At 57.4% G+C, this 19,889-nt stretch carries 14 protein-coding genes; 10 read left to right on the top strand and 4 right to left on the bottom strand.

The annotated features are described in order from the left end of the window. Together CW354_RS11430 and CW354_RS11425 are read left to right on the top strand one after the other, a co-directional pair. Positions 1-822, top strand: an 822-nt coding sequence (locus CW354_RS11430; protein ID WP_243396374.1) for a p-hydroxycinnamoyl CoA hydratase/lyase, incomplete at its 5' end; no start/stop codon positions are given. 26 nt (positions 823-848) lie between these two features. Next, the gene (locus CW354_RS11425; protein WP_104830216.1) at positions 849-2,345 is read left to right on the top strand and encodes an AMP-binding protein; all 1,497 of its coding nucleotides are present in this window, start codon (positions 849-851) and stop codon (positions 2,343-2,345) included. On the opposite strand, the gene CW354_RS11420 is transcribed toward CW354_RS11425, so the two are convergent. Next, complete coding sequence (locus CW354_RS11420; protein WP_104830215.1) at positions 2,342-3,265, bottom strand: helix-turn-helix domain-containing protein; 924 nt, start codon at positions 3,263-3,265, stop codon at positions 2,342-2,344. The genes CW354_RS11425 and CW354_RS11420 overlap by 4 nt on opposite strands. 112 nt (positions 3,266-3,377) lie before the next feature. Here CW354_RS11420 and pobA point away from each other — a divergent pair, with 112 nt between their 5' ends. From pobA to CW354_RS11400, 4 genes are all read left to right on the top strand, one after another. Continuing rightward, positions 3,378-4,547, top strand: a complete 1,170-nt coding sequence (gene pobA, locus CW354_RS11415) for a 4-hydroxybenzoate 3-monooxygenase (RefSeq protein WP_104830214.1) — start codon at positions 3,378-3,380, stop codon at positions 4,545-4,547. A 195-nt stretch (positions 4,548-4,742) separates the two neighbouring features. Beyond that, complete coding sequence (locus tag CW354_RS11410; RefSeq protein ID WP_104830213.1) at positions 4,743-5,348, top strand: RNA polymerase sigma factor; 606 nt, start codon at positions 4,743-4,745, stop codon at positions 5,346-5,348. A 4-nt stretch (positions 5,349-5,352) separates the two neighbouring features. Continuing rightward, positions 5,353-6,405, top strand: a complete 1,053-nt coding sequence (locus CW354_RS11405; protein ID WP_104830212.1) for a FecR family protein — start codon at positions 5,353-5,355, stop codon at positions 6,403-6,405. Between the two features lie 126 nt (positions 6,406-6,531). Beyond that, positions 6,532-9,243, top strand: coding sequence for a TonB-dependent receptor (locus tag CW354_RS11400; RefSeq protein ID WP_207764772.1), 2,712 nt, complete (start codon positions 6,532-6,534; stop codon positions 9,241-9,243). Between the two features lie 91 nt (positions 9,244-9,334). Here CW354_RS11400 and CW354_RS11395 read toward each other — a convergent pair whose 3' ends face one another. Next, positions 9,335-9,799, bottom strand: a complete 465-nt coding sequence (locus tag CW354_RS11395) for an Lrp/AsnC family transcriptional regulator (protein ID WP_104830211.1) — start codon at positions 9,797-9,799, stop codon at positions 9,335-9,337. 162 nt (positions 9,800-9,961) lie between these two features. Here CW354_RS11395 and CW354_RS11390 point away from each other — a divergent pair, with 162 nt between their 5' ends. The 3 genes from CW354_RS11390 (at position 9,962) to CW354_RS11380 (ending at position 15,481) form a co-directional block, all read left to right on the top strand. Continuing rightward, complete coding sequence (locus tag CW354_RS11390; RefSeq protein WP_104830210.1) at positions 9,962-11,602, top strand: HAL/PAL/TAL family ammonia-lyase; 1,641 nt, start codon at positions 9,962-9,964, stop codon at positions 11,600-11,602. A gap of 2 nt (positions 11,603-11,604) precedes the next feature. Then, positions 11,605-12,795, top strand: coding sequence for an aromatic amino acid transaminase (locus CW354_RS11385; RefSeq protein ID WP_165793671.1), 1,191 nt, complete (start codon positions 11,605-11,607; stop codon positions 12,793-12,795). A gap of 415 nt (positions 12,796-13,210) precedes the next feature. Then, entirely contained in the window at positions 13,211-15,481 is a 2,271-nt protein-coding gene (locus CW354_RS11380) for a TonB-dependent receptor (RefSeq protein ID WP_165793670.1), read from the top strand. A 155-nt stretch (positions 15,482-15,636) separates the two neighbouring features. Here the strand turns inward: CW354_RS11380 and CW354_RS11375 are convergent, their stop codons facing one another. Beyond that, positions 15,637-17,160 (bottom strand): MmgE/PrpD family protein, encoded by a 1,524-nt coding sequence (locus CW354_RS11375; RefSeq protein ID WP_104830207.1) that lies wholly within the window; start codon positions 17,158-17,160, stop codon positions 15,637-15,639. 256 nt (positions 17,161-17,416) lie between these two features. Between CW354_RS11375 and CW354_RS11370 the strand changes: the two genes are divergently transcribed. Beyond that, complete coding sequence (locus CW354_RS11370) at positions 17,417-18,271, top strand: fumarylacetoacetate hydrolase family protein (RefSeq protein WP_104830206.1); 855 nt, start codon at positions 17,417-17,419, stop codon at positions 18,269-18,271. A 4-nt stretch (positions 18,272-18,275) separates the two neighbouring features. On the opposite strand, the gene CW354_RS11365 is transcribed toward CW354_RS11370, so the two are convergent. Continuing rightward, entirely contained in the window at positions 18,276-19,841 is a 1,566-nt protein-coding gene (locus CW354_RS11365) for a carboxylesterase/lipase family protein (protein ID WP_279303127.1), read from the bottom strand. Positions 19,842-19,889: the final 48 nt, after the last annotated feature.

The following is a 19,889-nucleotide window of genomic DNA, read 5'->3' as shown; positions in this document are numbered from 1 at the left end:
GAAGAAGAAACGGTATCCTACGAGATTGTGGACCGAGTGGCGTGGGTGAAATTCAATCGCCCTGAGAAGCGCAACTGCATGAGCCCGAAGCTGAACCGGCAGATGCTGCGGGTGATCGAAAAGCTCGAATTCGACGACAATGTGGGCGTTCTGGTGCTGACCGGCGAGGGGACGGCGTGGTCGGCGGGCATGGACCTGAAAGAATATTTCCGGGAAACCGAAGCGCTCGGTCTTCAGGGCACGCGGCATGCGCAGCGCGAAGCCTATGCCTGGTGGAAGCGGCTCAGATGGTACCAAAAGCCGACCATCGCCATGGTCAACGGCTGGTGTTTCGGCGGCGGCTACGGCCCGCTCTTCGCCTGCGACCTCGCTTACGCCTCGGAAGACGCCCAGTTCGGCCTTTCCGAAATCAACTGGGGCATTCTGCCCGGCGGCGGCGCGACCAAGGTGGCGCAGGTTCTGATGCCCTTCCGCAAGGCGATGTATCACGCCATGCTGGGCGAGAACCTCACCGGCAGGGAAGCCGAGGAGGCGGGGCTCGTCAATGAAGCGCTGCCGGCGGACAAGCTGAAAGCGCGCGTCGGCGAAGTCGCCAACAAGCTGCTCGAGAAGAACCCCTGGGCGCTGAAAGCCACCAAGGACGCGATGCGCCGGGTCGGCGAGATGACCTACGAGAATGCCGAGGATTACCTGATCCGCGCGCAGGAGGCGCTCAATTTCTTCGACAATGAAGCGCGCAAGGAAGGCATGCGGCAGTTCCTTGACGACAAAACCTACAAGCCCGGCCTTGGCGCCTATGATCTGTCGAAACAGAAAAAGTAAGGCTGAATAGGTAAGAAGGTGCTATCATGTCGGTCTGCGCGGACGATCTGGGATTGCAGGCGAGGTTGCGCCCCGGCAAGCTCGCGGTGGCCGATCTGGCTTCCGGACGGCGCTGGACCTATGGGGAGCTCGATATTGCGGTCGCCAGATGCGCCGGCGCGCTTGCTGCGCGCGGCGTGGGCGTTGGCGCGCGCGTCGCCGCGTTGTCGAAAAACCGGGCGGAGCTTGTCATGCTCCATCTCGCCTGCGCCCGGCTCGGGGCTATCTACGTCCCCTTGAACTGGCGGCTGGCCGTCGAGGAAATTAACGGCCTCCTTGAAGATGCGGATCCGGCGCTGTTTATTTTCGAAAAGGAGTTTGACTCGGTTTCGTTCGGCGGCGTCAGCATAGGCATGGACGCCCTCGCCGAGGAAATTGAAAAGGCGAAGCCGCGTGCGCCGGCGCCGATCGATAGAGAAAAGCCGTCGCTTATTCTCTTCACTTCCGGCACGTCAGGTCGGCCTAAAGGCGCGCTCCTTAGCGAACGCAATCTCGCCGAGACCGCCATTAATTTTTCGATGCTCGGTGAAGTGACCGAACGCAGCGTCTTTTTGTGCGACTCGCCGATGTTCCACATAATCGGTCTTGTCACCAATGTACGGCCCGTTCTGTTGCGCGGCGGGTCCTTGTTGATTTCCGACGCGTTCATTCCGGACCGCACGCTGGAGCGGCTCGCCGATCCGGCGCTTAAGGCGACGCATTATTTCTGCGTGCCGCAAATGGCGTCTATGCTGCGCAACGACCCCAGTTACGATCCGGAGAAACTGCGCGGCCTGACCGCGATTTTTACTGGCGGCGCGCCGCATCCGGCAGCGAATATCCGCGCATGGCTGAAGGACGGGATTTCGATTGTCGACGGTTTCGGCATGAGCGAGGCCGGCACGGTGTTCGGCATGCCTGTCGATCGGAAAATCATTGACCGTTATGCCGGTTCGGCGGGGCTTGCGACGCCGCGCGTCCAGTCGCGTATTGTCGATGCGGATGGCAAGGACGTTGCGACTGGGGAGCCGGGCGAGCTTTTGCTCAAGGGCGACAATATCGCTGCGGGATACTGGCGGCGAGAGCAAGAGACGAAAGACGCGTTCGATGAAGACGGCTGGTTCAAGACCGGCGACATCGCGCGCGTTAATGAGGAAGGTTTTCATTGGCTCGTCGACCGCCGCAAGGATATGTTTATCTCGGGAGGCGAAAACGTCTATCCGGCTGAGATCGAAGCTGTCGTCGCAGAGATTTCCCAGGTGAAGGAGTGCGCCATGGTCGGCGTGCCGCACGAGAAGTGGGGCGAAGCGGGACATCTCTTTTGGGCCGGGCATGAGAATGTCGATCTTTCTCACGACGACATCCGCGCCGCCCTGAACGATAAGGTCGCGCGTTACAAATTGCCGAAACATTATTCGCGCATCGCTGAATTGCCGCGCAACGGCGCCGGCAAAGTTTTAAAAAACGTGCTGCGCGACATGGCGCGGCAGGAGAAACCTTCCTAACGGCCTTGTTTTTTGCGGCTCTTCTCCCGGTATTCGCGCGGGGTAAGACCCGTCATGCGTTTGAAAAAGCGTGAGAAATAAGCTGGGTCCTGAAAGCCGAGGTCGATCGCAATCTGTGCGGCGCTCGCCTCCGTGAAATGGAGATTGCGCTGTGCTTCCAGTAAAAGCCGGGCATTGATAAGCGCCGCGGGGGACTGGCCGGCGAGACGCCGGCAGGCGCGCGCCAGACGGGACTGGCTGACGCCGAGGGCGCTGGCGTAGGCAACGACGCTCAAATGTTCGCGGAAGCGTTGATTGATGAGATCGCGATAGGCGGCGAGCAGGCCCGTCGCCTGGGAAGCGTCTGCATCATCGCTTTTTCCCTGTCGCGCCTCGCGCATGAGCAAGATCAACAGAGCATTTGTCAAACTGTCCAGCATGGCGCTGCGCGCCTGGCGCATATGGGCGAATTCATCGTGAAGGCGTCTGAAAAAAACGCCGCTCTCTTCGCTATGGGGCGGCTTCAGGTCCAGCTTTGTCACATGAAAACCATTGCGCACGAGAAGCTTTCTCGCCTGCGCAAATGTCTGCGTTTCAAGCAGCCTGGTTTCGATCGACAGCACCCAGCCGATCGTGTCTGTTTCGAACTCAAAACCGTGCACGACGCCGTTCGGAATGGACAGGACGCTGTGATCGCCAAGACGCATGTAGCCGTTTTCGACCGTCGCTTCGGCGCGGCCTTTTTCAATATGAATGAACTGCCACAAATCGGCGTGGGCGTGAGGCGTGATGGTCCAGTCGTAAAGCCGCGCGCGCGCTTTGATGTCCTCGATATGAATATGTTCAAGGCCGGTTTGCCCCGGCGCCTCGCCATAAAGGGCGAAGGTCTCCGGCGCCTGGCCGGCGCCAAGGGCGTTGGAGCGACGGTTTTCCGCAAGCATGACTGAAAAGTACAATCAAAGGGCTGGAATGTCCATTTATAGTCAGGTTTGTCGACCATAATATGCAAACTTAGAAGCGCCGCGACAGGCGCGGCCGCATGCGGGAGGATATATGAGAACGCAGGTCGCCATCATCGGATCGGGACCGTCGGGATTGATGCTCGGCCATCTCTTGCGCCAGGCGGGCGTGGATGCGGTCATTATCGAACGTCAGTCCTCCGAGCATGTTCTTTCGCGCATTCGCGCCGGCGTTCTCGAAACCGTCACGACGGACATTCTCGAAGACCTCGATATTGCGGAGCGGATGCGCGCCGAAGGTCTTCCTCATGACGGGTTTAATCTCGCCGATGGGGAGCGCCTTATCCGCATCGACATAAAGGCGCTCACCGGCAAACAGGTCATGGTCTATGGCCAGACCGAAGTGACAAAAGACCTGATCGATGCGGCGCCGTCGCGCGGGCTCGAGATCGTCTGGGAAGCTGACGACGTTGCGCTCCATGATTTTGAAAGCGACGCGCCTTATGTGACTTACAGGAAAGACGGCGCCGAACATCGCGTCGATGCGCGGTTTATCGCCGGTTGCGACGGATTTCACGGCCCATCACGCAAGGCGATCCCTGAGGCGGTGGGAAAAGGGTTTGAAAAGGTTTACCCTTTTGGCTGGCTCGGAATCTTATCGGATGTGCCGCCTTGCAATCACGAGCTGATTTACGCCAATCACGAAAACGGTTTTGCGCTTGCCTCCATGCGGTCGATGACCCGCAGTCGTTATTATATTCAGGTCCCGCTTAGCGATAAATTAGAGGACTGGCCGGACGAGAAACTGTGGGATGAGTTGTGCCGGCGTCTGCCTCCGGAAGGCGCCGCGAATGTGACGCGCGGACCGGCGCTCGAAAAATCCATCGCGCCATTGCGCTCTTATGTATTCGAGCCCATGCGGCACGGCTCTTTGTTTCTGGCCGGCGACGCGGCGCATATTGTCCCGCCTACGGGCGCCAAGGGCTTGAACCTCGCCGCTTCGGATGTGCGCTATCTGTCCCAGGCGCTGATCGCCTGGTTTGAAAAGAACGATGGCGACGCGCTCGCCGCTTATTCGGACAAGGCGCTTGCCCGGGTCTGGAAGTCGGAGCGTTTTTCATGGCAGCTCACCATGCTCATGCACCGGTTCCCGGAGGACGGCCCCTTTGACCGGCGCATCCAGATTGCCGAGCTTGATTATGTCGCGACTTCGGAAACCGCCCGCCGGGCGATCGCGGAAAATTATGTGGGATTGCCTTTATAGTATTGTTATTATTGTATAATATCTATGCCGACCGGGTTCTTTCAGGCGCCGCCGGAAACAAAGACTGGGAATTTTCGGTCGGAATAGGCGGATTCTTTGCGATTTCGCCTCTTACTATGAAGAGGGCGTGTTTCGCCCAAGTGCGTTTTTAAAGGGCCCGCACGAGCCGCGCCGGCAATTGCGAGACGCTGTGACGTGAGTGACAGGAATGAAAATCCGCGTACCGGGCAGGGCGCGCTCGCCAGCGCGTTCATGCGCTATCGCGAAAGCCTGCGCCGTTATATTGCGCGCCTTGCGATCCGGCCGGAGGATGTTGAAGATATTCTGCAGGACACCTTCGTCAGCGTGCATCGCCTAGAAGATGCGGAGAGCATCCGGTCGCCCAAGTTTTATCTTTACGCCGTGGCGCGCCACACGGCGTTTCGCGAGTTGAAGCGGCAAGCCGCGAGGGTTGCTGAGTCGATAGATGAGGCGATTGAAACCGGAAACGAACCCGCCGCCGACATCGCCCCACTGGACGAGGCTTTCGAGGCGCGGGAGCATTTCAGGACGCTGACGGATGTTGTCGCCGATTTGCCGCCCCAATGCCGCCGGGTGTTCGTTCTGCGCAAAGTGTTTGGGTTTTCTCACAAGGAGATTTCCGCGACGATGGGGATTTCCATCAGCACGATTGAGAAATATCTGGCCCGCGCCATGGTGCGCTGCCACCAGGATCACCGTCTCAATGAATTTCGCGGCAAGGAGCAAAGCGGCGTCGCGCCGGCTTCTGCGCCGCTGCCGACAAAAATCATGAACGAGTAAAGTCATGACTTCAGTCATCAAAATCGTGGACAGGCAGACAGTGGACGCTATCGCCGCGGCCTGGCTTGCTCAGCTCGACGGAGGAGATTTGTCTCCGGCTGACATGGCCGCATTCCGCGAATGGCTCAACCGCAGCCCGGAACACCGTGAGACGCTGATCCGCATGGCGCGGGTGTGGTCCGGTCTCGATACGGTCATTGACGCGCGTCTTGAAAAAGTTCTGGCTGTCGCTGAGGCGGATGACGCCGAAAAACCGGCGGGCCTGATGCCGGCTTTGGCGCGCCTTTATCCCGTGCGGGCGTCGCTGGCCGCCGCCGCATCGTTGTTCATGGTCGTCTTCGGCGTATTCTTCGTTGCGGCCGATCCGTTTGGTTTTTCTGCGGCGCCGGACAAAGCCGTCTATGCGTCCGCGGTCGGCGAGCAGAAAGAAATGCATCTCGAGGACGGCACAATTGTGCGGCTCAATACGGGCAGCTCTCTTGAGGTCGATTATTCGCCAGAAGAAAGGTCGGTTCGCCTGCTTGAGGGCGAGGCCTGGTTCGACGTCGCCCACAACGCCAAGCGCCCGTTTGTGGTTTACGCCGGCGACGGCGCCGTGCGGGCCGTCGGCACCTCCTTCGCTGTCAGAAAGCGGGAAAACGTCGTTGACGTGACGGTTACATCCGGCCGGGTTGTCCTCTCGAATCTGAAGCGCGAAGAGAATGTGGAGCCTTCGCCCTATCCGCTGGCCACGCTCGAAGCGGGACACCAGGCGTCTTTCGACGAGCGCGTGGAGTCTGTAGATAGCCTCGATACGGAAGAGCTGGACCGCAAGCTTGCCTGGCGCGACGGCTATTTGCGCTTTAACGGCCAGCCATTGTCGGAAGTCGTTGACGAAATCAGCCGGTATACGACCGTCACCATCGTCATTGAGGATCCGACTCTCCAGAATCTCAGAATTGGCGGTTATTTCCAAACCGGCGACGTCAACACCATGTTGGACATCCTGCATCAGTCGTTCGGCGTGGAACACGAATGGAAAGGGGAGGAGCAGGTCATTTTGGCGGCGGCGAAATAGGCGCTGAAAAAAACACCAAAAAATCCGGCATCCGAGTGGCGGTTTTTTGTTTGCAGGCGCTCTAACATTATGGGCCAGGCAATCGTTGCGCGAGACGGCGAGTCCGGGTCAAGGTAGGAAACGCATTTGAGGGGCATAAGAGACAGCGGCTTTGCAGCTTTGGTCGTTTTTGCTTCGGTGGTCCAGCCGCCGGCGGCGTTGGCGCGTGATGAATCGCGCCAGCAGGAAACGCTACACCGCTTCGACATTGAAAAAACCAACGCTGCTGTGGCGTTGAACATGCTCGCAGAACAGGCGGGCGCCCCGATTTTGTTTCCCTACGACCGCGTCAGGTCTCTTGAGGCCAACGCCATCAAAGGCGAACTGACGCTTGAAGACGCGCTTCCGGCCCTGCTTGCCGGCACCGGGTTGCGCGGATCGGTTAACGAACGAGGGGCGATCATCGTTTCGTTCGCGAAGGACAAAACGCAGGAGGATCAAAGCGTGTCAAAAAAATCATCATTTCTGGTCACCGTGTCGGCTCTGGCCGCATCGGCGTTCCTGCCACAAGGGGCAAGCGCCCAGGAAGACGGGGGAACCGCGGCGTCGAATGTCGACACAATCACGGTTACGGCGCGCCGCCGGGAGGAAAATCTCCAGGATACGCCGGTTTCGATTTCGGCGTTTTCCGAAGAGTCTCTTGAACGTCAGCAGATCGAGGGCACTGAAGACCTCGACATGATTACGCCGAACCTGCAGTTCACGAGTTACGGCCCGCTGACCGGCAATAACTCCGCGGCGCAGGTCTTTATCCGCGGCATCGGCCAGACGGACGCGACCTCTGCAGTCGATCCGGGCGTCGGCATTTACATGGACGACGTCTATCTCGGACGGGCCGTCGGCGGCGCCATGGAGTTTCGCGACATCGCCAATGTCCAGGTCTTGCGCGGGCCGCAGGGCACGCTCTTCGGCCGCAACACGATCGGCGGCGCTGTTTTGTTGACGACGAAGGACCCCGGCGACGAGTTCGGCGGCGAGCTGAAAGCGCGCACCGGCACGGACGATCTCATTCAGGTTTTCGGCGGTCTCGATCTTCCGATTTCGGATACGCTCGGGGCCCGCATATCCGGCGGGCTTAAAAAGCGGGACGGGTACGTCACCCGTTCGGTGGACGGTCTCGATCTGGGCGACGACAATACCTACAATCTCAATGCGAAAATCCGCTGGGAGCCGACATCGGATTTCTCCCTTATTCTCAAAGGCGATTACGCGCATGAGGACGAGAACGGCTCGCCCTTCGTCTTCACCGACATCAATACCTCGGCCGTTTTCCCGATCGCGGTCAGCGTGGGGGCCGGCTGTCCGGGCGCGGTGTTCCCGCCGCCTTTGCCGGTGCCGAATATCGACGATCCGCGTTGCGCCAACGATTTCTATAACCAGGGCGAATTCACCAATGGCGGCAATGCGCCGGTGACGAGCACGCTCGAAAGCTGGGGCGTTTCGGGGCATGCGAGCTGGGATGTCAGCGATGTTTTAACCCTGAAGTCGATCACCTCCTACCGCACTCTCGAATGGAAAGGCCTGCGCGACGCAGACAATACGCCGTTCAACATTCTCACCACCAATCTTGAAAGCGAAAGCAAACAGTTCAGCGAGGAATTGCAGGCGCTGTTCGATTTCGGATCGGTAAGCGGCGTCGTCGGCGGCTATTACTTTGACGAAAACACCGACGACTTTACGCGCGTCCTGTTCTCGCCGCCGATTGCGCCGGTGCTGGCGGGCGGTCCCGGCGTGCTCGACGTGCAGCTCGTTGATCTCGGCACCAAGAGCTTCGCTTTCTTCACGCAATGGACATGGGACGTCACCGACCGGCTGGGCGTCAGCGGCGGCATCCGTTACACGGATGAAGAAAAGTCCATGCAGGCGACGATATACAACGCCGGCGTGCAGCCGATCGATTTCATGCCGACGATGCTGCCGAGCACTGTAACCACAGAAGGCGGCTCGCTGTTTATCTTCCCCGACAAATATACCGAAGACTTCTCGTCGGTGATCGGCTCGGCCTCGCTGCAATATCGCTGGAGTGACAATTTCCTGACCTATTTCAGCTGGTCCCAGGGGTTCAAGAGCGGCGGCTTCAACGAACGGTACAATGCGCCGACAGTCGATCTTTCGATAGGCATTGAAAACAACCAGCCGATCTCTTTCGACGAAGAAACGGCGAATACTTACGAGGTTGGTTTCAAATCGGATTTCGGCGGCGTCTTCCGGCTCAATGCGTCGGGCTTCCGCACCAAGTATGACGATATCCAGTTGATCTACCGCCTTGGCATCGTGCCGCTCCTCTTTAATGCGGGCACGGCGACGATTTCCGGCTTCGAAGCGGAATTCACCTATGCGCCGAACCGCGACTTCATTGTCGACGGCAGCGTGGGGCACCTGCGTGACAAGTTCAAGGACATCATTTCGGTGCCGCTGACCACAGCGACAGTCGGTCCCGACAATTCCTTGCCCTTCACGCCGTCCTGGACCGGTCACATCGGCGCATCCTACACGCTGCGTCCGACTAGCGAACTGGAGCTGTCTCCGCGCGTCAACCTCGCCATCACCGGTTCGCAGTTCTTCGACGCCGCGAACACGGTCGAGGTGGCGCAAAATGATACGACGGTCGTGCTCAATACGTCGATCAAGCTCGCGCAGCCCGACGCCGGATGGGCGCTTGTCGTCGGCCTGAACAACGCAACCGACGAGCTTTACCCGGTGGCGGGCAACGCGTCGCTGTCGACGTCGACGGGCTACGCAGAAAACATCTACGCCCGGCCCCGCAACTGGTTCGTGGAACTGAGCTACGATTTCTGAGATTTCCCTTCCTTGATCTCGGAAAATAGCGGCCGCCCGTTTTCGGGCGGCCGCGTTCTTTTTGGGCGGCCGCGTCCGAACCCGGCATCCCTTAAAGAATCGGAAGAGGGGCGCTCTTCTTGATTGTCTCCATGACAAAAGTCGTTCTCATGTCCTGAACGCCAGGGAGCCTGAGGATGTATTCCTGGGCGATCTCCGAATAGTGGTGCATGTCCTTTGCGACGACACGCAACAGGAAATCAAATTGTCCCGCAGTAATGAAACATTCCACAATCCAGGGGTTGGCGAGCACAGCCTTCCTGAATTGCGGAGTAAAATCCTTTCCGGTGACCCGAGGCACTTTGACTTCAACAAACGCAACAGCGCCAATGCCTATTTTCGATGCGTCAAGCATGGCTGTGTAGCGCTCAATGACGCCTGTCTCTTCAAGCTGCTTAACTTTTCGAAGGCATGGGCTCGGCGCTACGCCAATCTCCTCCGCCAACGACACATTTGTCATCCGGCCGTCTATCTGGAGCAATTCCAGGATTTTTCGATCCGACTTATTCAGGGTCATAAAATCTCCAAAATGGCGACTAATTTTATATTAAATGACCCATAACTTGTCCATTTAGTATATAAAAGCAGAAAATGACCTGAAATATATTGTATTCTGCCCTCTTAGGATATGCGCCAAGGCAAGCATTAATCGCTGCTTTTCGCTGAGAGGGAAAAAACAATGATCAAAATTAGCGGCGATGGCTTATCGCTCGAGCAAATTTCCAAAGTCGTTCAAGGCGAGCGCGTTGAACTTGCCGATGACCCGGCCGTCACGGCGCGCATTGAGGCGTCATGTTTGCGACTTGAAGAAGCGATAAAAGCGGGTGAGCCGATCTATGGCGTTTCAACGCTTTATGGCGGCATGGCCGATCAGTCGGTTCCGCCTGAGAGAATGTCGGAACTGCAGCATATCGCCTTGTGGCATCATAAGACCGCAACCGGGCCAAGGCTTGCGCGCGAGGATGTTCGGGCCGCAATGCTTTTACGGGCCAACACGCTTGCCAAAGGCTATTCCGCAGTTCGGCGCGAACTCATCGAACGATATCTGACATTCCTCAATAACAACGTGTCCCCGCACACTTTCAAAAGAGGGTCGATCGGCGCAAGCGGGGATTTGGTGCCGCTATCCTATATCGGCGCGTCGGTCGTGGGGCTCGGCCCTGCCTTTATGGTCGATTTTGACGGGGAGGATATTGATTGTATTTCCGCCCTCGAACGTCTCGGCATGAAGCCGCTCAAGCTTCTTCCGAAAGAGGGACTGGCGCTCAACAACGGCACGACGGCGTCTACAGGCGTGGCCGCCAATAATCTCGATCGCGCATGCAACGTGACGGCGCTTGCCTTTGGCGTCCAGGCTTTGCTGTTTCAGGCGCTATTAGCGACGGATCATAGCTTTCACCCGACTATTCATCACGTAAAGCCCCATCCCGGTCAGGTCTTTGTCGCGGCCGAATTTCGGACGCTGCTGAAAGACAGCAAGCTTATCCGCGGAGAAGCCGTCGGCAATCGCGGCCACCGGAAGGGCAAGCTTATTCAGGACCGCTATTCTATGCGCTGTTTGCCGCAATATACTGGCCCGATCATCGATGGTTTGGCGAATGCGGCAAAACAGATAACGACTGAAGCCAACACAGCAAATGACAACCCTCTGATCGATCCCGATACGGGTGAAATCTATCACACCGGAAATTTCCTGGCGCAATATACCGCGGTCGCGATGGATGATTTGCGGTTGCACCTTGCCATGCTTATCAAACATCTGGATGTGCAAATCGCCATGCTTGTGACGCCTGAATTTAATCAGGGATTGGCGGCCTCGCTGGTTGGAAACCAAGAGCATGGGTTAAATATCGGCCTGAAATCTCTTCAGGTGCAGTGCAATTCAATCGCGCCTCTTGTGCAGTTCAATGCCCGTTCGATGGCTGACTTGTATCCCACTCACGCGGAGCAATTTAATCAGAACATCAACAGTCAGGCGATGAATGCGTCAAACCTTGCCCGCGACTCCATCGAGTTGTGCGAACACTTCCTGGCCTGCGCATTGGTGTTCGCCGTGCAGGCGGTGGAGCTGCGTTCGAAGGCTGCAGGGTCGACCTACGATGCGACCGGCGTCCTTTCGACCGCCACCCAGCCGCTTTATGTCGCCGCCCGAACAATCGCCCAGGGCCCTCCCGATCATGAAGAATGTCTCGTCTGGGACGACATGGACAGTCCGATTGAGGACCGTGTCGCCAGGTTGTTGAAGGACATTGCGAATTCAGGCGATTTGGTCAGCGCCGTCCGGGAAACCCGTGACCGTATCGCCAGCCGGATGGTGTGACGGTGGCCGTCTTCGATCGGCTAGAGCAGCTTCCGGACGACCCGATCCTGGGCCTGAACGAGCTTATTTCCTCAGACCCGCGCAGTGAAAAATTGAATCTCGGGGTTGGCGTTTATGTCAATGATGACGGCATAACCCCCGTCATGGAGGCCGTTCGTCTTGCAGAGCGCAGGATCCATGAAGAGCAGGTTAGCAAAGCCTATCTGTCGCCTCGAGGCAGGGCGGAGTTCATAAATCCGTTAGGCGAACGCATTTTCTCGAACGATCTTTGGATTCGGCGACGGGATCGGATTGCCGGATTACAGACAGCCGGTTGCGTTGCTGCGCTCAGGCTTGGAGCGGAGGTGCTGGGCGCGTCCGGCATTCGCGAGATATGGGTGAGCGAGCCGACCTGGCCGATTCATGCGCCGATATTTGAGGCGGCCGGGCTCAAGGTCCGGCGATATCCATATTATAAGACGGGCGAGACGGGCGTGTTATGGGACGACATGATCGCCAAATTGTCCGGTATCGGCCCCTCCGACGCAGTATTGCTTCATGGGTGCTGCCATAATCCCAGCGGTTCGGATTTGTCTTTAGAGCAGTGGAGAATGCTTTCGGATCATCTCAAAAAAAGAGGGAGCATTCCATTTATCGACGTCGCCTATGCCGGCCTCGGAGAAGCGCTAGATAACGATCTTGCAGGACTGCGGTTATTGACGGAATTGGTCGATGAAGCTGTCGTAGCCGTGTCCTGTTCTAAAAGTTTCGGCCTTTATCGTGAAAGGACAGGCGCTCTTTATTTTTCGGGCGGCAGTAAGCGTAATGTTTCCGCAGCCCTCTCAAACGCTCTTAATCTGGCGCGAACAAGCTATTCGATGCCGCCTGATCATGGGGGCGCGGTTGTCGCGAAAATTCTCTCGGACCACGAACTTGAAGCATTGTGGCGGGCCGAACTGAAGCGTATGTGCGAAAAGCTTAATGGATGCCGGGCTCAACTGGCAGAGCTCGCGGAAGAAAACGGACTGAACTGGGGCTTTATCCGTGAGCAGAAAGGAATGTTCTCGCTTCTTCCGATTACGCCCGCGCAAACCAAAAAATTGAGAGAGGAACACGCAATTTATATGCCGAGTAACGGCCGGATAAATATTGCCGGATTGTCGAATGCCGGCTGCCGCCATCTCATTCATAGCGTAGTCGCGATCACCGATTGAGGGCCTCAAAGTTTGCCGAAGGAGGCCGCGGCCGAAATCGACTTCGCTATCTGAGAATGGCGCCATGCTTGCTTTCTTGAGTCTAAGCGGGCTATGGGCCTGCGCCTCGCCAGCAGACTTTCCTTCGCTGCCCTATGGCCGTGGCGAGGTCATCTCCTTCCGCTATAGCCCCCATTTCATTCGCTATTCCCTTTATTCTGTGAAGCCATGACATTTTGCGGCCACAACGGTTCGATGAAGCTGGCAAGCTGATATATTGGATCGTTGTGCGTCGCGGTCGGTAATGTCCGGTTGTGTCGGTTCCTGTCCGGCGTGTCAGGAGTAAATGGTTAAGAGCGTCCGTTACGGTCTCAAAGAAGGATTGCCGGGCGCTGTTCGCTTAAGTGATAAAAAGCACATGGCAGGGAGGGGCCCAATGACTACCGCCGTCTTATTTAGAGATCGTCAAAAAATCTGTCGCATGCTGATGGCTGCGTCCTCAGTTGCAGCATTGTCGCTTACGGGCGCGGCGTTTGCGGCCGATGAAATCGTCGTCACCGCCCAGTTTAGAGAGCAGAGCCTCCAGGACACGCCCATCGCCATTACTGCGGTGACCGGCGAAGAAATCGAGACCAAGGCGCTGAGTGATATTTCCGATATCGCCGCCGCAGCGCCAAACGTGACGATATCGAAGGCTGCGGCGAGCTTTAACGGTGTTGCGGCGTACATCCGGGGCGTTGGCCAATATGATCCGAACTTTGCGCTCGAACCAGGCGTTGGGATGTATATTGACGATATATATCACGGCGTCATGGTCGGATCGCTGTTCGACCTTCTCGACCTTGACCGTGTTGAAATTCTTCGCGGGCCGCAGGGCACGCTCGCCGGCAAGAACTCCATTGGCGGCGCTATCAAGCTTTTTTCGCGCAAGCCCGAAGGCGATAATTCAGGCTATATTTCCGCGACCTATGGCAGCTACGATCGCATCGAGGTCCGCGGGGCCTATGATGTTAAAATAACCGATAACGCCTTCTTCCGGATGTCCGCATTCTCCAAGCGCCGCGACGGTCATGTTAAGCGGCTGGATTTTCGCTGCGACCGGCCTTCCGAAGTGCTGCCTTCTGATACATTTCCGAATCAGGTGACGCCCGATGGATGTAAAATCGGCACCTTGGGCGGCGTGAAGTCCTGGGGATTGCGCGGCGCGCTTCGGTTGACGCCGCATGAGGATCTGGAAGTCAATATCTTCGCTTCGATCGTTCGCGATGACTCGGAAAGTCCGGGGCTTGAACAGTTCGCAGCGCTGGACCCGCGGTTTCTTCCAAATCGCGACTATACTTATTACGGCACCTACACATCCATTCCGGGTTTTTCGACAGAGCCGTTGATGACCACGCATATGGAATCAATCGGCGGTCAGATCGATTGGGAAATCAGCGACAATCTGAAAATCACGTCGATTACTGGCTATGAAAATATTGAAGCGGTTTCGACAGTCGACCTGGACGGCGGCCCCACAGGCGAATTGCTGACCTATAACACGACGCCCTATCATCAGGTAACGCAAGAACTGCGGCTCAATGGCGAGTTCGGCGAGGGGTTGGTCGAGTGGACATTAGGCGGATTTTACTTTGACAGCCTGGGCAATGTCGCCGGCAGGGTCTACTCGTTTCCTGCCCTTAACTGGTTACAGGACGACCCCGTCAGCAACAACAGTAAGTCGGTTTTTGCGCATGCAATCCTTCACCCGGTTTCCGAGATGAGTCTTATCGGCGGCATTCGTTACACTGACGATAAAAAGACCTATATGTTCTCCCGGATTAATCCGGATACCGGGCTGCCTGCGGATGTCGTCGGCGTTCTCGAAGGGGTTGGCGGAACTTATACCGGAGATTCTGTCGATTATCGCGTGGGCCTTGATTATCGTTTTTCGGATGGATTGATGGCTTATGCCCAGTTCTCCACGGGCTATAAGGGCGGGGGCATTAACCCGCGTCCCTTCATACCTACGCAGGTCGTGCCGTTCTCGTCAGAGCAGGTCAATGCATACGAAGTTGGTTTCAAAAGCGACTTCGCGGACGGGGCGGTGCGGCTCAATGTGGCCGCGTTCTTCAACAAGTATGATGACATCATTCTGATCGATACAAACGGTTATCCCGGCGGGCCAACCGACCCGGGCTGGTTCCCGCTTTCGGCGGTGCCGTTTAATGCAGGCAAGGCGGATATCAAAGGCGTTGAGGCGGAAACGACAGTCGAACCGGCGCCGGGGCTCACCCTTCAAGGTTCAATCAGCTATCTGGATTTTGAATATAAGAGCCTTGATCCGAACGCTACAGCTTCAGGCATATCGTCCGATTTCGTATCGCCATTTACGCCCGAGTGGCAATGGTCCGTAAACGCCTCTTATGAATTTGCGCTGTCGAGCGGCGCAACGATAACGCCGCAGTTTTATGCCGAATATCAAAGCAGTATTTATACTGACGCAGTTAATGCTCCGTCAAACTTTATCGAAGGCAGAACGACTGCAAACGCCAACATCGCGTTCCGCACCGCAGATGAGGGCTGGACAGCTATTTTAGGCGTCACCAATATCGCGGACAAACATTACTACACAAACGCCTTTGACCTTCTGAATATCAACGGCACGGCCTCCAAAGTGGTTGCCAGACCGAGAGAGTTTTTCATCAAGGTCCGTAAGAACTTTTAGCCGCAACCGGTTTATCTCCTGACGCAAGGCAGCCGCGCCTTGTCCAAAAGACAAGGCGCGGCGTTTTAAAAGGCGGCCGCTAAGGCCGCTTTTCTTTTGAAGAGCGGCGCTTGGGATTCGCTTTTGTTTCGTTCTATATGGCGCTCTATCGGGAGTTACTTTGCGGCTTGCGGCGGGAGGGCGGATCTCGCCACGAATTCTGCAAAGGCCGACATATCTTTTTCTTCTTCCAGCGCCATTATGCGTTCCACGATTTCTTGCGCTGTTGTTTTCGGCGTCCTTCCGGTGAACGCTGCCTGTTGATGAAATTTGTCTTGCACATCATTGGCGGTAAACGGCGAGCGCGAGGGATGGCGCCATGGAACGCCGGAATGCATTGCGGAATTTTTCTGACCGGTGTTCAATCGGATGGTGACTTCCAATTCCTTGCTTTCTTCCGCAGCGGGAAGGAGCTCAATCTTTTGCAGCATGGCGGCAACATCTGGAGAATGAATTGCCGATTCGGAGTAATGTTCCTGTTTTATGGGACCGCGCAGGACGGCGCTGGCGATCTGGTAACGGATGCTGAAATTTGCGCGCGTATGATCGTCACGCGCCGGCGCAAAAGGCAAAGCCAAAGCCGTGCCGAGAATGAAAGCGGGCATGCGCACGCTGATCGCTTCTATCTCATCGGGAGCGAATTGCTTTTCGCCGCATGCATCGAGGGCGCATTCATGTATGGCCTGGGTCGCGGCGCAGGAGGGATAGGGTTTAAAATATTCCTCGCCGTAATAGGTTTCGCCAAGTCCTTTGGTAAGGATCGAAGGGTTTATGCAGCCCGTCGTGAACTGTCCGAAAAAGCCATAGGGTGCGAGAAGCGCATCGCCCATGGCCGGCCATGCGCCCGTAGACGCCAGCTGGGCGGCGAAGATTCCGTTTTTGGCCGCCAGCCCGCCAACCAGTTTCCAGGATTGAACGCCGTCCCAGACAGACTGGGTGGTCCCGGAAATCATATCCACCGCATGCCCCATAGCGTCGCGCGTTTGCCGGGCGTCAAGGCGCATCAGTTTCGCCGCGATCGCCGCCGCCGGGACGGCGGTGAAGATCGACGAGGCGTCCCATCCTGCGCCGAGGTCGAGCCCCGACGCCGCCAGGGTCCGCGCCGCGATATCGTCGCCAATAATGAGTGCGGCGAGAAAGTCCCGCCCCGACAAAGCATGCTCGTCCGCCAGGGCGAGAGCGGTCATGCAGGTGGTCGGGGAGTTGTGCGAGCCAATAACGGCGCCGTCGACGACGACCGTCATGACTTCAAAATCATATGACCGGGAGATGACCGCATTCGCTAATGCGGCATCGCCGCTGGAAAGCCTCGCGCCAAAACCGATGACCGACGCCCGGGGCGCCGAGCCGGCAAGGTCAAGGCTGCGCACCAGCGCATCGTTTCCCTCTCCGTTTACGCCGCCGATCGCGCAGCCGACAAGGTCAAGAACTCTCAGCTTGGCTTTTGCAACGTCTTCCCCGGGGATGTCCTCAAAGCGGCGTCGCGCAACATGATTGGCGATCGCGGCGGTCTCCGCCGGATTGTCGGCGCTCGCGCCGCCTCTGTCTTCCTTGTATTTGAAATCGACTTTGGAACTCTGGGAATTCGCCCCCTGGCCTTTGTTTCGGTTTTCGAGCTTAGACCGATCCGAGCTATTCATCGATGCCTCCAAATATTTCCACAATTAGCGGCGCTCTCGGCCAAAATGGGCGTTTGCAGCCATAGCGACGGTCGTTCTGCACTCTTTTACTGGCTAGCATGTCTATGAAATCCCGTCACAGGAGACCGATATACCAAATGAAGATGCGGCTATAAGAGACTCCTATGATGGCGGTATTAGGGTGAAAGATTATCAATTGCGCAAGATCCGATGGTCGCCGGGTTCGTTGAGAGCCGGATATGAGATTGGGAAATAAATGAAATTTGTCCGCTATGAATTCAATGGACAGATCTCGTTCGGCGTTGTGCGCGGAGATGCGATTGTCTCACTTGAACCATTGATTGGCGAGCTGACATTGGAGGACGTCATCGCGGACTGGGCTAACCGCCGGGGACCGGTTGCGCGCTATGTTGATGAAAATATGGCGACGGATAAACTCTCAGATGTCCGTCTTCTCGCTCCGATCGCGGACCCGCCCAAGATCGTCGGCATCGGCGCCAATTACCCCCGGTTTGGCGGCGGCGATCTCGAGACATCGTCTCCGGTGCTTTTTCTGAAGCCGAAATCGTCGATCGCCGGTCCCTTCGACCCGATTATTTTACCGCCCGAAGCGCCCAGCGTGATCGGCGAGGTCGAGCTGGCGATTGTGATCGGCAAGCCGGGCCATCGGATAGCGCCTTCTCAGGCTGTCGAGCATATATTCGGGTTTATGACCGCCAATGACGTGACGGCGCCGGAAATTTTGCTCGGCGAGAGTCATAAGCACGCCCTATTGCTTCAACAGGCGAGAGGGAAAGGATTCCCGGGATTTTGCCCCACAGGGCCCTGGATTGAAACTATCGACGCCGCATCGTTTCCGCCGGCATTCAGGCTTGAGCAGCGCATTGGCGATGATCTCGAAATCGAAGGGAACACCGCCGACATGGTGGTCGGCGTTTCAGAACTGGTTGCAGACATAAGTTGCGCCTTCGGGCTGCAGGAAAACGACATCATATTGACAGGCTCTCCGCCGCCGCTCGGCGGCAAGCGCATTCCGTTGCGTGCGGGAGATATCTTGCGGACGGATATAGACGGCGTCGGATCGCTGGCGAATCCGATCGTGCGGCTCTAACGCTTTACGGCTTTATGGAATAGCGCCTGTCGAGAATTTTAAACGTTGCGAGATTTGGTTCGCGTATCGGTCCGATATTTTCGCCAAGCTCCATAACCATGGAAGTATCGGAGGAAAACGCAGGCCATGTTGGAAGGCTTGCTCCGTTGGGGTCGCCGGTCTTGGCGAAATTCACCCAGTAAGACGCCATCATATCCGAAAACCGGCGGTCTGCTGCCTGCCATGGCCAATCGCGAACGGAGAGATTGTCGAGGGCGTAGACAATCTCGGAGCCGTGCCAAGCGCCGAGGTCGGGCGTTGCGCGCTGTTCGAGATAGCGGTTCGGAGGGACAGGGGAAGGCCGGGTGAAGCGGTAGACATAGACAGGCGCCGTTCCGGTCGAATTCTGCAATCTGGCCCAGAGGTTCATAGGATATTGGGCCATGGCGATTGTGAACAGACGGCGTGACGAGGCGCGGGCCTCATCGTTGGAGACGGCCGGGTAGAGCTCTAAGAGGTCGTCGCGTTGTTCCCCGAAGAATGCGGTCAGCATTGAAAAATAGCTTTCGGCGGTGACGGTCGGATCCGTCTGGTTCTCATCCCGGTTGGAGCCGATCAGCAAAGGCACGTCGTTTTGTTTCGCATTTCGGTAAATTGAGGCCGAGCTGGCCGGCAAGACCCATCCGTCGATATTCGGCTCGAAAGCGCCGGGCGCGGCGCCCGCCGCCTGAACGATTGTGGCGGCATCCATCGCGCGCAGTTCTTTTATGGAACGGGCGCCCAGCTTGTCTGCAAGGGCGACGCCTTTGGCTTCGGCTTCCCGGAGCGGCTTCGAAGAAAGCATGCCCATGACTGCGCCGGTTTCGCCGATCCCTTTGTGAAACAGGCCGGTCGCCAGCGGCGAAGCGGTCAGAAGGTTTAAAGACATGGACCCGGCCGACTGCCCGATCACCGTCACATTGCCGGGATCGCCGCCGAATGCGGCGATATTGCGCCTCACCCAGTCCAGCGCGGCGATCTGATCGAGGATGCCGTAATTGCCGGAAGCCTTGTGCGCCGATTCCGCGGAAAGTTCAGGATGCGCCATGAAGCCCAGCGCGCCGATCCTGTAATTAACGCTCACGAAAACAACGCCGCGTTGCGCAAGTGCGGCGCCGTCATAGGCGGGCGCGGCGCTTGAGCCCTGCATGAAGCCGCCGCCATAAAGCCAGACCATCACAGGACGGCGCGCAGAGCTCGAAAGATCGCCGGTCCAGATGTTCAGATAGAGGCAGTCCTCGCTTTGTTCGTGAGGAAAGGCGTAAGCGATGCTGTCTTCATGTGTGGGAACTTGCGGGCAGGCCGGGGGCAGGCGGTCGGCGGCCAGCGTTCGATCGTCCCAGCGGGGCGCGGCTTGCGGCGGGCGCCAGCGCAGCGGCCCGACCGGCGGCGCGGCATAGGGAATGGAGCCAAAAAGGCTCACTCCAGGTTTTGAAGCGGCGGTTCCTTCTATCAGACCCGCTTCCGTCTTTACGGTTGGAGCGCCCGGAGGCTCGGCCGCGGCGCCATACGGAGAAAACGCGAGCGCCAGTGCGGCGAGACGGAAAATCATGCGGCGCTCAAGGAGGCGATTATTGAGTCGGAGGTTGAACATGGCCTG

The organism is Hyphococcus luteus (assembly GCF_002943565.1).
Taxonomy (GTDB): domain Bacteria; phylum Pseudomonadota; class Alphaproteobacteria; order Caulobacterales; family Parvularculaceae; genus Hyphococcus; species Hyphococcus luteus.
Note: the sequence above shows the minus strand (reverse complement) of the source record. Positions and strands in the feature narration are given on the sequence as shown.

What these genes read in the sequence shown, in the direction of transcription:
- CW354_RS11395 (WP_104830211.1), bottom strand. Translation starts at nt 9,799, where the DNA reads ATGACCCTGAATAAGTCGGATCGAAAAATCCTGGAATTGCTCCAGATA.
- CW354_RS11420 (WP_104830215.1), bottom strand. Translation starts at nt 3,265, where the DNA reads ATGCTTGCGGAAAACCGTCGCTCCAACGCCCTTGGCGCCGGCCAGGCG.
- CW354_RS11425 (WP_104830216.1), top strand. Translation starts at nt 849, where the DNA reads ATGTCGGTCTGCGCGGACGATCTGGGATTGCAGGCGAGGTTGCGCCCC.
- CW354_RS11370 (WP_104830206.1), top strand. Translation starts at nt 17,417, where the DNA reads ATGAAATTTGTCCGCTATGAATTCAATGGACAGATCTCGTTCGGCGTT.
- CW354_RS11375 (WP_104830207.1), bottom strand. Translation starts at nt 17,160, where the DNA reads ATGAATAGCTCGGATCGGTCTAAGCTCGAAAACCGAAACAAAGGCCAG.
- pobA (WP_104830214.1), top strand. Translation starts at nt 3,378, where the DNA reads ATGAGAACGCAGGTCGCCATCATCGGATCGGGACCGTCGGGATTGATG.
- CW354_RS11380 (WP_165793670.1), top strand. Translation starts at nt 13,211, where the DNA reads ATGACTACCGCCGTCTTATTTAGAGATCGTCAAAAAATCTGTCGCATG.
- CW354_RS11390 (WP_104830210.1), top strand. Translation starts at nt 9,962, where the DNA reads ATGATCAAAATTAGCGGCGATGGCTTATCGCTCGAGCAAATTTCCAAA.
- CW354_RS11365 (WP_279303127.1), bottom strand. Translation starts at nt 19,841, where the DNA reads ATGATTTTCCGTCTCGCCGCACTGGCGCTCGCGTTTTCTCCGTATGGC.
- CW354_RS11405 (WP_104830212.1), top strand. Translation starts at nt 5,353, where the DNA reads ATGACTTCAGTCATCAAAATCGTGGACAGGCAGACAGTGGACGCTATC.